We start from the raw sequence: 13033 nt of genomic DNA, 5'->3' as shown, positions 1-13033 counted from the left end.
ATTTTTGGGCTCAAAACCCCGGTTTTGGCAAAAAAAATTATGGCGTCCTTAATTCGACGCTTGCTTCTTTGGAATAAGGCATGAATTTCGCTCGAGCCTTTTTCACTGCTTGGTCAGCTTCTTCGACCGTGTCATATCGACCGATGTACTTTGTTTTTCCTTGAAGCACCACGGCAGCCACCCACTTCTGACTTCGCTTATCCCAACTTACCCCTCTTGCCCCGGATGTGTTATTACGTTGGTTTCTAGCTCTGTTTTGTTGATTGCCTGACCTAGAAACTATCCTTAAGTTTCCGTCAGTGTTATCCAGGGTTGTGTTGTTAAAGTGATCAACCTGCCTGTTTTGTGGACAATTGGTGATCCATCTATGAAGATACACAGTGGATATCCTTCCATCAGGAAGTTTGATTCTTCCAGCACAATAGAAGCTATTGGTAATGGGGCTCCAATTCGCATACCATGTCCCTTCGTAAGACTGGGCTAACGGTAGTTTTCTGGTGCTAATTAATGTTTCCATGCGACCGTAACGCGGACTATTAAGAATGATGGCAGTTACTTCACCGCGAACCCAATACATGTTTTTCATCGCTTTACTCACCTCCCTTCCAGAAATATGTATCTTACATAGCTGCCTGCATTACGTCCCTACGATCTCCCCATAGCTGAGCAGCTGCTGGCGACATCTGCGGTATTCGTAACGGGCGTCCAGCGCTTCGAGAAGTCTTCCTTCTGCCAGCATACGGCGTTCTCTTTTCAGGGCTTGTACCATTTTCGAGCGTAGGTAATTCTCTTCGTTCAATGTCGGTGCTCCTTTCGTAGGACTTATGTTACCTTTCGTCGAATAATGAAGTGTCCAGCTTCTACCATTCGAGAAAGGAGGACTTGAGAATTTGAATACTTGTGGTCTCAGTGAAACATCCATTCGAAATGAACTTGCAAAAAGTCTTAAGAACTTGGAATCAGTAAGTGACTATGACCTAGAGCAAATAATTAAAGCAGTCTCAAAGGTTATCGTTGCAAATAACAGGAAGGTTACTTCAGACGTCGAAAACGAAATACGTCAACGTGTTCAAAGAGGTTATTAATCTTCACATCTAACCAGGTCTGCCGAAACCATGACGATTCTCTCTAAGAGGATCGTTTCTTCTTTTGTCATAACTTGTTTCGATTCAAAGCGTTCATTCGCCCATTTCAGAGCATTTCTCAACGTTTGTGCGGATTCTGCTGTTAATGATTTTGCGTGCATACTTTTCGCCACCTTATCTCATTTAGTTTTGGTTTTTTTATTGAAAGAGTTCGCCCAAGATCTGTTCGCAATTCTCGCATATGATGCCTTCGCCTGTGTCGATGGTTCCGGGCTGTAGCTCACAGAGGAAACAGGTCTGCGGAAGCTTCAGAGGTTCTTTTGGATGCCAGTCGTTTATGAAGTGAATTGCATCTGTAAAGTGAATTTCGAGAATTTCATCCAACGTGCCTGCGAGGAACCGGCCTTTCACATCGCTGTATAGATCGTTAAATATCCGTTTATACCCAGCCTTGTATGACTCCGTGTGGGGCTCTCCGAGCAGTGAGATTACTTTCATCTTCCCTTGTTGCCTTACGACCTTGCGCTCCTGCTTGCTGATCGGCATGCGGTTTCGGTAATTCTCAACCGTCGCCTTCAGGTAATGTATCTGCATCAATAATGACTGCTTGTCGTCCGCGAACAGTTCCAATTGTTCTGCGCTCATTTCGGCTCTCCTCACTTTCGCTAATATTGTTTTCCATCAGCTCCTGCCACTCTGACCGCTTCTTTGCAATGGTTTCGTCAAGCTCAATCCAGAACCGCTCCGCAACCTCGATAGCTTCTCTTTGGTCGTGTATGGATCGGAAGTGCATGAGCGCTGTGGAGAGGTCCACCACAATGTAAGCTGATGTTTTGCTCAAGCTTTCTTTCATCTTTCTGAGATCATGACTACGCTTCTCCATTGCCGTGTTACGTTCAAGCAACTCGTCCTGCAGCTTGTGGATCGTCTGAGTCAATTCGACGTTACTCTGACTTAACTGCTGAAGCCTTGCTTCGTCTTCTGCGGATCGACCTTTCTTTTTCTCAAGCTCCTCAATCTGCTTTGCCAAAGTGAACTTCTGCGCTACCGCCGCCTGCCTGTCCATTTCAGCTTGGCGTGCTCTTTCTTCTGCTTCCTTAAGGGCTTTCTTCACCTCTCGGAGCTCTTTGACCGTCATGTCGTCAACCTTCTTACTCTCGCCGGTTGAGGGGACAGTGTGCTCCTGTTCGATAAATTCAGTTCGGTCGATGGATTCTGGTAGTGATAGCATTTCAAATATCTTACTTGTCTCCAAAAGCGACGACGTCGTCGTATTTGAAAATTGCTCATATGCTTGAATCATGCGTTGTGCTGTTCGGGGTACAAAGTCAATCGACTCAAGCCAGGTCTCCCATTGTCCGTGTGCCAGATCACTGTCCTTCACATGCTTCAGTCTCTTTCCGATCTCGAATACCGACTGTCCGGCAATCTGTTTGTAGCTATTAATCTCGGCCGTAATGACCTGTAAGTCAGTCGATAATGCCAGTTGAGTCATGTTCACCATCCTTTCGACTTTCTCTCATTTCAACTACCATCCAACGTCGGCATACGAACAAGGCGTTAAGCAACAACCAGCCGATGAAGCTCAGTAATGCAATCATTGTGTTTCCTTGATGCCAGGAAAGTCACGCTCGATCATTGCGATTTCCATATGGACAAAGTCGATCTTGGCAGGATTAACATGGCCGCTGTTCTGGAACCTGTGAAGATTGTTATAGTGGTTGATGACCTCTACCGGGATTGCGTTGAGCCGAGTCATGAATACTTTTCGCCTCCAATACATATTATTGATTCAAGCGATCAGGTTTTTGATTGACAGCGGAATGCCATTTCTCGTCTTGTGTCTTATCAAGACACCCCGCTTCAAAAAAATTTTCAAATGGAACTTTGAACAATTGGCTTAGCTTGGCTATCTCATCAATATAAAATCTTGCATGTCCATTTTCTTTTTTGGAGTATCCACCTACTGATAACCCCAGGGCGTCAGCAACCTCCTTCACTTTCATATCTGAATTAACTCGGGCAGCTTTAACGCTAATCTTCAACATATTCTTTCACCTCCAATCTCGCCTGCCTTATCGTGTCTCGTGAAGACACCCCTAGATTATCACCACTTTTGTACATCGTCAACCCTAAAAAGACACGATAAAAACATTTTTGTTGAATAAAGTGTCTTTTTAGGGTTATACTATATTCAACCATTAGATGAAGGGGAAAAATTAAATGACCGGTTTAGATGAAGCAAAAAATTTTTATAAAATCGTAGGACAAAACATTAAAAAATACCGCGATCTTAGAAATTACAGCCTTCAGGTGTTGGCCGAAAAAATAGGAATTACGAAAAAGACCGTTCAACGTTACGAACATGGAGAACATAAAATAGACATGGACCGTCTTAAAGAATTAGCTGACGCCTTAGAGGTTACAGTTAATCAACTCACAGAAGGTGCATACACATATTTAGGGGAACCTGCAGAATCGGAAAATGTTAGTTTGCCAATCGTCGGAAAAATATCCTGTGGGAGCGGACGTGTGGCTTACGAGTCAATCGAAGGATATGAGTCAACACCACGTTCATGGATAAATGGCGGAGAATATTTTTATTTGAGAGCTAAAGGCGACAGCATGAATGGAGCCAGGATTTATGAAGGGGATCTTTTGTTAATTCGTAAACAGGAAGAAGTAGAGGATGGGGAGATAGCAGCGGTCCTTATCGATGATGAGGCAGTTCTAAAAAAGGTATACAAACAAAATGGCACCCTGGTACTGCAATCAGCTAATACTAACTATCCACCAATTATTTGTGGTAGTGGTGAAGCGAATATCAGAATTATTGGAAAACTAAAAAAAGTAGTCATAAATTTTTAATAAACTTTAATTAAAAAGCCCGCCTTTTTTACAGGCGGGCTACTTCTATGTGTTTATGAAAACCGTTTCAACTTTTCCGATTATAAGGAGTGTATCCTTCAGTTCTTCTTTAAATTGTGGATTGGATGGAACTAGCATAAATCTACCATTGTCCAGTTCCTTTACTCTTCTAAACCTTAGTTTAGAAACATCAGTATCATCGGCAATAGCGCAGATGTCATTCTCCTGAATAGTTTGAGTTTCAATTACAAATAACTTGTCGCCAGAATGAATCCGATCCCCGGACATACTGTCATCGATAGCGAGATAAAAGAATCCGCCCATACCACAACCCACTCCCATGATGATATAATTTTTGAAAGAAACACTTTAAGAAAGGGGATTAAAGAATAAATGCCCTTCGTCCGAGGGGAGAGCCGTTTATCCGAACAATTAGCAATCGTGAATATGACTCAAGCTGAGCTTGCAAGACGAACTGGGTATTCACCACAAATGATATCCAAGTTTGCATTAGGCCATAAAAAAATGTCAGCAGATGCACTATACACGATTTCAGTAGTTATCGGATGCCCAATGGAAAGTCTTTGTTATTGGGTTGAGAAAAGGCAATAGGCAGCTGCTAAAGCTGTCCTCCCTCGGATTAGAAATCGCCCTATGGGACGATAACCCTGTTTGTACATTTTACCATCTGATGATGGCATTCGGTGTCGCAACATGTCGAAACAACAGATTGAAAAATAATCCAGCACAACCTCCTTTCAGTTTTCTATGCAAAAAGGCCGCTACAATAATCAAGGGAGAAGGTTGAACTCCACACATCTCATCAAAACGCTTAATGCCGAAGAAAGTACTCGGGTAACGTTTTTTTTAATGAGAATAATAGATACTGCTCAACACATCTTAAACTTGATAATTGTAGCGGCCTTTGTTATACCACTAATAAGTCTAATTGGATGCCCCTTTAAGGCTAGGGGTTAGATTTATAATGACAAAGTATAATATGCCCACCATGATAGCACATTCCATATTCAGGAATCAATCCCCAATCTCTTTTTCATTCCCTCTACGCTGTCCTGGAACACTCGGAAAGGCCTCCCCTCGGTCTTATACTTGCCAGCTCCGGCCCCAATGATCCACACATAGGGGAATAGCTTTTTAGCTGCTGGCTGCCACGGCTCCTGCTCCCATTCCCCACTCAGATAATACTGCTCATACCGGTTCATTTTCTCCTGCATGACCTTATCGCTGAATTGACTCCGTTGGATCTCGACAAACCACGGAGCTCCTTTCCAAATACAAAACACATCGGGTTCGGGCCTTCCTTTTCCACCTGTTTTGGGTTCCACATCAAACACCCGCGGCGGCTCTACCTTCCGGATCTGTTTGTAAAAATCCACGATAGCTAAGAAGTGCCCGATCTTCGCGCTGTCCTTCTTGATGCCAGGTACCGGAAAATAGATATACTTTCGGCGATCCGTAGCGCATGTAATGACATCATCCCGCCGCAGCCGCTTGAGGACCATATTCGCTTGAGTGACGGGGTTCTTAACGTTGGAGAAATGGAGCTCCGCCACATCATCCCGTGTGAGGCAGCGGAAGCGCTCCAGGTCCTTTACAATGGCCTTATCACGCGCATTCAATCCTATAACACCCCAATCTCAATGGCGTCGTCTTCCTCTGGCTCCGAATCAATAGGAGGGGCCGCTGTGGCCTCCTCTGCGCTCTTGTACGGCTCAAGTAGTGTCTTTGCCTTGGGAATATCTAAGTATGGCCCCTGAACAGATTTCAGGCCGTCCAGCTTGAGTATCATGCGCCCCTTTTGGCTCTGCTGGATGTCCGCGGCTTCCCCGCTGCCGAGAGTGATTCGGCTGTTGATCTCGTCGCTATGACGGAATGCCATCCGGACTGTAAGGTTGTTCTTGAGTTTGCCATCCAGGACGTCACTATCTGGCCTCTGCATGGAGAGGATCAAATATACTCCGAGAGCCCGCCCGATGGCGCTTATCTCTTCGATGCCCTCCATCAGCTCCCGTTCCTTTTTCAGCAGCGCTACCTCATCAACCGCCAGCACGATGTATGAAGGCCGCTCCCCCGCCGGCAGATCATCGATATTAGCCAGGCCCGCCCGGTCCAGCAGGTCGCCCCTGCGCCGCATCTCCTTCCTGATCTTGAGCACGATCTGGTGCAGCTGAGGGGCCTCGACTACCACCTGCCGGGCGACTCCCTTGAATAGATGGAACTCCGACCGCTTCAGGTCAGCACAATACAATTCCAATCTGTCCGACGCTGTCCGGATCAGAGTCGTTATGATCGATCGCAATGCAACAGACTTGCCGCTACCGGTCTCCCCGGCCACTAACAGATGTGGGTGCTCAGTCATGTCGTAGACTTCATTCCCTGTCCGGCTCTGTCCGACATAGATAGGCAACCTAAGACCCTCCACGGCCTTCTCTATGGCGTCCGGGTCATAATCAAAACGCTGGACATCCTGGCTGTAAATATTCAAGGTGAACGTCTTTGAGGAGCCTGACAGCTCGATGTTATCGCCAAAGGTTTGTTCAAAGATCCATTCCCGTTTGCGGACCTCCTGCGGGTCCAAACCATTCGGCAGGATAAAGACAACCTGCACGCAATCGTGGTATACCGAGACCCTGCTCACCTGTGGGTATACACGGACCTCCTTCCCCTGCCGGACTCTACGCTTCAGGCAGATTTCTCCGGTCATGAACAGTTTCCTCATCTTGCTCCTCATGACCGAATCCGCACTTGATCGGTAAACCGTCCACGCTCCACCCAGGCAACCGCAGGCCGCTGCCAATTTCAAAACAGCGAACCCTCCTACTCCGCTCATTATCATTCGCTTCGCCTCTTTTCGCTATCGCTCAAAACAAATTCATTTTTCTCCTATCTATCAACGTTTTCGCTCGTACTACAATTGCAATACTACTGCTGCCGATACAAACGTACCTGCAAAGGTCTCTGCCAAAGTATCAAACATGCACTCCGAAGGTGCGGGCAACCATCCGCAAGCAGTCCCACCAGGCATCAAGTGAGATGTATGCACACGCCACATACCCCGCAATTTTGATGTACATTACCTTTCCACCGTGACCCATATTCTCCAGTACGTTTGAACAGAAATGCGATACAACCCCGATCCCGAGGATTTTAAATATTGCTGCCAGCTCGATCATGTTATCCCTCCTTAGATAAACCCCTCAACCGTAAAGTCTTCCTGTAGATCCTGTACTGACTGCCGAGTACTCGTAAAGCCTCCATCAATGTCCCGCTGGATCAATCTTTTGAGAAAGCCCGACTGATTCGGCCGAAGCCGCACATGCTCATACTGCTGCAACTGGTCGGGATCCAAGACGTTAAACGCCACCTGTATAATCCGAATATCCTTAGCCATAGACCTTCCTCGCGATCAAATAGAATGATTTGACGTTTGCATATTCCGGGTCCCCTTCGATCATCCGGACACCGGGAAAGTACGCCCTCAGCGCAGCCAGGACAGCCCCGGCACCGCCTCCGCATAGATAGACTGTGTCATTGGCCTTCCATCCTCTTGCGAGCGCCCTGAGCGCGATCTGGCGTGCGAAATCAGCGGGCTTAACGGATCGTAGGGTTTCCATACCAGTTCCAAGCGTAAAACTCCCACGGTCATTAAACCGACGATCGATGAGGGTCCCGAAATTAACCGTACCGCTGCCGACATCGATCACCCGGATCAGTCCGCCGCCGGGTACCAGCAGGCCCGCCGTAACCCCTTCCGCAGCCACTTCACAGCGGCGAACCACAATGATTTTGCGGCGACCGTTTACGACCAGCTCATGCCGGCCACACAGCATTTCCTTGATAGCGACCTTCTCAGCCTCCTGGTGCGTGCTGATCGGCTGGCCGACAATAATCTGATGCTCTATTCCCTCGCCAAACTGATGTAATGCCAGCAGGACCCGAAGACGTGCATCTGGATGGGCTTTGCTCTCGCCCTTCTGGCTTTCTGCGCACTCGCTCTCATGAAGGGCAAGAGTGCCGGCGAATCCCCGCTGGCCGTCGTATTCCCATTCGAAATCAAAGTCCCCGTGCTGCTGTAGGAGGTTCCGATCCCGATACTCGCCGATCAGAGAAGGGAACGCCCGCAGCCGCTTGCCGTCATAAAACTTAGTCATGTAATTTCCTGCATCAATGGCCGATACCATCCGCATCCCACCTTGTTGTTTAACTGGTTACGGAACTGGACTGGCGCCTTAGCCCTTGGTGCCGTATCTGGTTACATATCTATGCGGCACGGCTTGCTCAAGTTGCTTCAACTTCTGAATATTTTTTTCATAGATTGTCCACCCTGAATAATAGGGAGGCGATTGTTATATGTTTGGATTAGGAAAGAAAAGATCACCATTAGGGAGATTTCTTGATAACAACAAACTTAGTCAGGATTGGCTTGCGAAGGAGGCTGGTTTAAGTAGGAACGTGATCTGGAGATTGTGTGACGGCGAAAGAGACGCGGATAAGATTCAAGTACGGTCGAAATCCATGGTCATATCAGCACTTCGCAAGAATGGATTCGATGTAACTTCAATTGATTTTTGGCCGTAAAAGAGGGATGGGGATCCGCATGGAGAAAATTACATTACTGGGGGGATGTTTGGTGAAGCTTAAAGGAATTATTGCGGTCTTGATTATAGCAGTGATGATTTTGTCAGCGTGTGGGAAGGGAAAAACGGATTACCATGAATCGCTTTTAACCGGGATTGATATGTACCTTCATGACATTGAAAACAAAACTGAAGGCGATATTGAAACAGATATAAAGTTTGTAAAAGGACTTCTTGCGCAATATGAAGGGGAAGACAAAGAACAATTTGCCAAAATCGCTGAACTAATGGAAGAAGGAAATTCGAGCGAAGTCAAAAAGTTATATGAAGAATTGGAAAAGAAGTAAAAAAAGCCTGCCAGGCATGACGCCGGCAGGCTTTAATATTTCGTCCAGTAGTCAATGTTACCCTTCCTGGGTGGCGGCGATTTCTCCAGGTTCTCTGTCTTAATGATCAGAATACCCTCTGTCGTAGCCTTATCCGGCCACACTATAAAACCTTGGTCCTCCAGGTACTGAAGCCCTATCAGTAAATCTGGGCGCCTTCTCCCAGTCATCATCTCTAAGCGTTTAAAATCAGGCATACGGCTTTTATGTACTGGGCTCGGATAATTGATGAGGATACGGAGAAGCTTACGTTCAGGATCCGGTAGCATGTTAAATACCCCCTGTAAAAGTAAGAACATTCGTTTGTATTATATCAGCCCAGAACGCAAAAAAGAACCCCACCAGCCTGAGCCAGTGAGGTTCCTTTACCGATGCCATCGGATTGCACCACGGTGCTACCGTTGATACTAAGATGATTATAAACCATATGGGATATGTTGTAAATATCACAGGAAGTTTCGTTTGTCCGATTTATTATCCTTGTCCGTATATCCTGTTCCTTCTTTGGGATTAGAGATGATCCCTAGGATCACCAGCAGGCCGAGAATCGCCATCGCGAACCCGGTAATGTTGGCGTTCAGTTCCTCCGTGATTTCAAACCCAAACAACTTGCCCGCTGCGGATACTACAAGCAGCACTGCTGCCACAATAGAAACCCACAGCCCATAATTTCCCCATTTTCTATTTTTCATGTTAAACATCTCCTCTTTTAATAATCATGCCGCCACGCTCCAGGACCGTGAGCATACGGTAAAATTCGTAGCTACTTGGGCTCTTGGTCGAAATCAACCCTGCATCGAATGCTTGATCAACCGCGCCTTTTGCCCAGTTCGGTACGTCCATCTTCTGAAGCTTCTCGAGCTCCTCGATGCGTACCTTCTGCTTTTTCAATGATGCCCCTTGCTCCTGCAGTCCCTTCTTCAGGACTTTGTTGCTGTTTTCAAGGCTGGATAACTTACGTTCCATGGCCTCAAATGCAGCCTTTTCTGAAGCGTTCATTCCCTCATCCCTTTCAGGTGTTTTACTATCCACATCATCCCGAAACTTATCCATGTCAATGACCGGGCATGCCTTCCATGCGTACCCTGGATACTCGCTATGGCCTTTGATTTGTTGAGCCGAAGGAATAACTTTCCGGAGCTGGCGGACCAGTTCAAGCGTCGCCTGGTACTGCTCTGGTGTTGGCTGCTGCGTCCGGAAGTCCCCAACCATGCAAATTCCAAGGGCGTGCTTATTGCTGTTCCCTACGTGATAGGTGACCTTATCAGGGTCCCAACACTTGTACACGGTACCGTCACGCTGGACCACAAAAGCATAGGCAATGCCCGGCCATCCATTGGTGTTTACATGATAGGTAGCGAAGGCTTCAGGCGATCCTGTGAAGGTCAATGAATGATGAATAGCAATCGATCGGATATCGGTCAGCTTCCGGGTGCTGTATTTCTTAGTTTTATGGGTGGGAAGTTTCCCCCGTAAATCGATCATATTCACGGCCCGAACGCCCCCTTGGCAAAAATGAACGTTACAATGGCGATGATCGTGCCTCCGAGAACGAACTGTAAAAAGCTCATCCATTGCTTTTGGCTGGTCGTCCTTTCTTTCGCGCTCTCCTTCTGCGTTTGCTGGAGCCAGTTGAACAGCTTCATTTCGAGCGTGTCAATCTTGCCCATAACTTGCTCAAACTGAATCTGCATGATCCTGGTGGAATCCTTAAGCTGCCGGATGTCGTCCTCGTGCCGGTCCGCCTTCTGTTCGATTAGCTTAAAACGCTGGTCATCAGCTACCGCTGCCATTGACAGCCTTGCAAACTCACCGCCTAGATTATGCAGTTGTTGCTCTAACTCTTCTTGTTTAGATCGTAATTGCTCAATTTCAATCACGTCTCCTTCCGGCATGACCATCTCCCCCAATCTCTCTGTATAAAAATAGCCCCCGGACCACCCAGGGGCATAAAAAATACGCCTTGCGGCGCTTCTGTAAAACTAATCTTGGATTAGGAACTCAAGTCCGCTATCAACCAAGATATCGCGTACTCCCGGCTGTAAGCTTGTCGGAACATCAGTAAACTTGGTTTTGTTCAAGATCACACGTTGAGCAAAAAACATCGCCATCATATCGCCTCCACCTCCTTTCCAGAGTATCCAGTAAAGGAATCGGCGTATCACTGGTAAACCTGTGTGGCCATCTCTGCGATGACGTCTTCAATAAATTCCGTTCGTTCCGTCAATGCGCTGTTCTGCGCTTTCAGCAGAGTATTTTCCTGCTTCAATGCCTCGACCTCTACCGATAGCGGTTTTCTCGGCTCTTGTGGGGTTTCTGGATCATTCGGATCGCGATATTCGAATTCAAGATCATAATACTTTTCTCCGATCATTGTAGTGATGCCTTCAACCGGCTCGGCAGATTCAACAATCTTGAACGAAACACTTTCATCAAAATCTTGTGAGTATTTACCGTGGTCGAGTAGTATCCCGAGAACTGTTTCTGGTGTTCTTTCCACCAATTTAATATATGTTTGAAAGTCTTCTTCAACCGTGGATTCACGCACTGATCCTTCCATTTCCATCCGATCAATGATTATTCCACCTGTGATACTATCCCAATAAATTTTTCGACCTAAGTTCATCTTTGCACCTCCCTTTAAATCCCATACACTACATAAGGTATATCAGAAGCATAAAAAAGTCTTGAACTGAGTGTAAAAGTAACGGAATTGCTTCCGAATTGCGCTGAAGCCATCGCCACAGAACTGGACCCACTACTTTCTTGTTCATTAGGATTATAATAATCAATGTTCGCAGCGTTACTTAGGAATCCAAAAGCATCAGCATATATATAACCTCTTGATGTAGCTGTATAGGTGGAGCCAATTCTTAAGTATACTTGCGCCACGATTAGTACGGGTTTGAAGGCCAAATTTGTGACTTGGTATGGGTAATTGTCTACATTTTGAACGGTTAAGGACCCAGATGCTGATCTAAGGGTGTTTTTAATTTGCCCGATTTTTTGCGCAAGAACAGTATTTGTATCATTCACCGAAGCAGCCACACCTTTGGCCGTTATCGCATTCGCTATAGCCTGTTTCTCAGAGGTGGTCATGCGTTCTAGGAGTCCTGTTATGCCGAAAAACGTCTTGTCTTTCGGCAGATTACCCGCAATCAGGTTTGGCTCTCCCTTGATTGTAATCGCACTTGTATAGCGTCCAGCTGCTTTGGTCTGATCTGTTGTTCCAGGGGTAACAATGCCTCCAGCTCCCCTATCAGGGATGTTCCCTGTTAAGCCATTCGCTGTTGCATTACTAAACGTCTTACCTGCAATTACGTCAGATACCGTTGCATTCCCCGTCGCCCGTATAACCGCCGCTATCTTAGGAATGAGTTGCTCCCATGTTTCACTTGTGGATGCCGATACACCAATGGCAACAAGCGCGGCAACCACTTCCGCTTTACGCTCATTGCCAGCTGTAAAAGCCTGATCGGCTCGATCATAAGCCTTCTTTACTGCTGATGGCGTGGCAGCAAGTGCATCTGAAGTGCTGTTTATTGCATTTGATAGTTGTGTGATACCAGGTTCCGTGAGAGAAGCCAGCGGGATATCCGGATCAAGTCCTTCTAATGCAGCAGCTAACTCGTCGTGTGTCACATAAGCAAGATTCTGATCAATCGTTAATGTGACATTTGAGGCAGTTCCCACGTAAACCAACATGTCAATGGTTTTGCTTATGACGTCTCCAGTGTTTGTTGGAGGGATATAATCAGCTGTATCCCCTGCGTTAGCATACCAATATAAAATTTCACCCTCATCAGGGTCCAACGCATACAGGCCAAGTTCTCGAAAATAAAATCCTGTCGTTACATCCTGATTAGATAAGACAAACCCGACAGTAGCCTGATTTGGCGGAGTCATCTTTAGCCTGGTTACATCGACTGTTTTCTTGGGGCTGATTACCCCAGTTAAGGTTGCGATCGACTGTCCGCCAAGCTGAGCATCACCAAGCACATATTTCGTATACTTCAATTGCACGCCTGCTTGTGCCTTGGCCTGCAACACCCTCCCTTTATTGGTCAATCCCTTTGCTCCAAATGATGACATTGTT

The 13033-nt window shown here is 46.5% G+C and carries 23 protein-coding genes; 4 read left to right on the top strand and 19 right to left on the bottom strand.

The genetic code is table 11. The features are described 5' to 3' along the window. Positions 1–37 precede the first annotated feature (37 nt). From WDY75_RS08205 to WDY75_RS08175, 7 genes are all read right to left on the bottom strand, one after another. A complete protein-coding gene (locus WDY75_RS08205) occupies positions 38–586 on the bottom strand; it encodes an AP2 domain-containing protein (RefSeq protein WP_338842081.1) in 549 nt (182 codons plus the stop codon). A gap of 51 nt (positions 587–637) precedes the next feature. After that, positions 638–799, bottom strand: coding sequence for a hypothetical protein (locus WDY75_RS08200; protein ID WP_338842080.1), 162 nt, complete (start codon positions 797–799; stop codon positions 638–640). Positions 800–1081: 282 nt separating this feature from the next. Further along, positions 1082–1246, bottom strand: coding sequence for a hypothetical protein (locus WDY75_RS08195; RefSeq protein ID WP_338842079.1), 165 nt, complete (start codon positions 1244–1246; stop codon positions 1082–1084). 37 nt (positions 1247–1283) lie between these two features. Beyond that, the gene (locus tag WDY75_RS08190) at positions 1284–1679 is read right to left on the bottom strand and encodes an ORF6C domain-containing protein (protein WP_338842078.1); all 396 of its coding nucleotides are present in this window, start codon (positions 1677–1679) and stop codon (positions 1284–1286) included. After that, a complete protein-coding gene (locus tag WDY75_RS08185; protein WP_338842077.1) occupies positions 1648–2580 on the bottom strand; it encodes a DUF3102 domain-containing protein in 933 nt (310 codons plus the stop codon). The genes WDY75_RS08190 and WDY75_RS08185 overlap by 32 nt, the downstream gene beginning before the upstream one ends. Positions 2581–2682: 102 nt before the next feature. Continuing rightward, entirely contained in the window at positions 2683–2844 is a 162-nt protein-coding gene (locus WDY75_RS08180; protein WP_338842076.1) for a hypothetical protein, read from the bottom strand. A 25-nt stretch (positions 2845–2869) separates the two neighbouring features. Beyond that, positions 2870–3133: a helix-turn-helix transcriptional regulator gene (locus WDY75_RS08175; protein WP_338842075.1), complete on the bottom strand. Its 264-nt coding sequence runs from the start codon at positions 3131–3133 to the stop codon at positions 2870–2872. Between the two features lie 175 nt (positions 3134–3308). On the opposite strand from WDY75_RS08175, the gene WDY75_RS08170 reads away from it, so the two are divergent. After that, positions 3309–3953, top strand: coding sequence for an XRE family transcriptional regulator (locus tag WDY75_RS08170; RefSeq protein ID WP_338842074.1), 645 nt, complete (start codon positions 3309–3311; stop codon positions 3951–3953). Positions 3954–3998: 45 nt separating this feature from the next. Here WDY75_RS08170 and WDY75_RS08165 read toward each other — a convergent pair whose 3' ends face one another. Then, the gene (locus WDY75_RS08165) at positions 3999–4277 is read right to left on the bottom strand and encodes a S24 family peptidase (RefSeq protein WP_338842073.1); all 279 of its coding nucleotides are present in this window, start codon (positions 4275–4277) and stop codon (positions 3999–4001) included. Positions 4278–4346: 69 nt separating this feature from the next. Here WDY75_RS08165 and WDY75_RS08160 point away from each other — a divergent pair, with 69 nt between their 5' ends. Beyond that, on the top strand, positions 4347–4565 hold the full coding sequence (locus WDY75_RS08160; RefSeq protein WP_338842072.1) for a helix-turn-helix transcriptional regulator: 219 nt from the start codon (positions 4347–4349) through the stop codon (positions 4563–4565). Positions 4566–4981: 416 nt separating this feature from the next. On the opposite strand, the gene WDY75_RS08155 is transcribed toward WDY75_RS08160, so the two are convergent. The 5 genes from WDY75_RS08155 to WDY75_RS08135 form a co-directional block, all read right to left on the bottom strand. Continuing rightward, positions 4982–5593 (bottom strand): replication-relaxation family protein, encoded by a 612-nt coding sequence (locus WDY75_RS08155; protein WP_338842071.1) that lies wholly within the window; start codon positions 5591–5593, stop codon positions 4982–4984. Between the two features lie 2 nt (positions 5594–5595). Further along, complete coding sequence (locus tag WDY75_RS08150; protein ID WP_338842070.1) at positions 5596–6777, bottom strand: FtsK/SpoIIIE domain-containing protein; 1182 nt, start codon at positions 6775–6777, stop codon at positions 5596–5598. Between the two features lie 166 nt (positions 6778–6943). Further along, on the bottom strand, positions 6944–7147 hold the full coding sequence (locus WDY75_RS08145) for a hypothetical protein (protein ID WP_338842069.1): 204 nt from the start codon (positions 7145–7147) through the stop codon (positions 6944–6946). Positions 7148–7158: 11 nt separating this feature from the next. After that, positions 7159–7365, bottom strand: a complete 207-nt coding sequence (locus WDY75_RS08140; RefSeq protein WP_338842068.1) for a hypothetical protein — start codon at positions 7363–7365, stop codon at positions 7159–7161. After that, a complete protein-coding gene (locus tag WDY75_RS08135) occupies positions 7358–8155 on the bottom strand; it encodes a hypothetical protein (protein WP_338842067.1) in 798 nt (265 codons plus the stop codon). The genes WDY75_RS08140 and WDY75_RS08135 overlap by 8 nt, the downstream gene beginning before the upstream one ends. A 169-nt stretch (positions 8156–8324) precedes the next feature. On the opposite strand from WDY75_RS08135, the gene WDY75_RS08130 reads away from it, so the two are divergent. Together WDY75_RS08130 and WDY75_RS08125 are read left to right on the top strand one after the other, a co-directional pair. Then, on the top strand, positions 8325–8552 hold the full coding sequence (locus WDY75_RS08130; protein ID WP_338842066.1) for a transcriptional regulator: 228 nt from the start codon (positions 8325–8327) through the stop codon (positions 8550–8552). Positions 8553–8571: 19 nt separating this feature from the next. Beyond that, a complete protein-coding gene (locus tag WDY75_RS08125; RefSeq protein WP_338842065.1) occupies positions 8572–8898 on the top strand; it encodes a hypothetical protein in 327 nt (108 codons plus the stop codon). Positions 8899–9383: 485 nt separating this feature from the next. Here WDY75_RS08125 and WDY75_RS08120 read toward each other — a convergent pair whose 3' ends face one another. The 6 genes from WDY75_RS08120 to WDY75_RS08095 form a co-directional block, all read right to left on the bottom strand. After that, entirely contained in the window at positions 9384–9629 is a 246-nt protein-coding gene (locus tag WDY75_RS08120; RefSeq protein WP_071217982.1) for a phage holin, read from the bottom strand. A 1-nt stretch (position 9630) separates the two neighbouring features. Beyond that, positions 9631–10422: a peptidoglycan recognition family protein gene (locus tag WDY75_RS08115; protein WP_338842207.1), complete on the bottom strand. Its 792-nt coding sequence runs from the start codon at positions 10420–10422 to the stop codon at positions 9631–9633. Between the two features lie 2 nt (positions 10423–10424). Continuing rightward, positions 10425–10832: a hypothetical protein gene (locus WDY75_RS08110; protein WP_338842063.1), complete on the bottom strand. Its 408-nt coding sequence runs from the start codon at positions 10830–10832 to the stop codon at positions 10425–10427. An 87-nt stretch (positions 10833–10919) separates the two neighbouring features. Beyond that, on the bottom strand, positions 10920–11051 hold the full coding sequence (locus tag WDY75_RS08105; RefSeq protein ID WP_338842062.1) for a hypothetical protein: 132 nt from the start codon (positions 11049–11051) through the stop codon (positions 10920–10922). Between the two features lie 47 nt (positions 11052–11098). Continuing rightward, positions 11099–11563 (bottom strand): hypothetical protein, encoded by a 465-nt coding sequence (locus WDY75_RS08100; protein WP_338842061.1) that lies wholly within the window; start codon positions 11561–11563, stop codon positions 11099–11101. A gap of 14 nt (positions 11564–11577) precedes the next feature. After that, the gene (locus WDY75_RS08095) at positions 11578–13029 is read right to left on the bottom strand and encodes a tail fiber protein (protein ID WP_338842060.1); all 1452 of its coding nucleotides are present in this window, start codon (positions 13027–13029) and stop codon (positions 11578–11580) included. Between the last annotated feature and the right edge of the window lie 4 nt (positions 13030–13033).

This window comes from Paenibacillus glucanolyticus (assembly GCF_037333485.1).
Classification (GTDB): domain Bacteria; phylum Bacillota; class Bacilli; order Paenibacillales; family Paenibacillaceae; genus Paenibacillus_AQ; species Paenibacillus_AQ glucanolyticus.
Note: the sequence above shows the minus strand (reverse complement) of the source record. Positions and strands in the feature narration are given on the sequence as shown.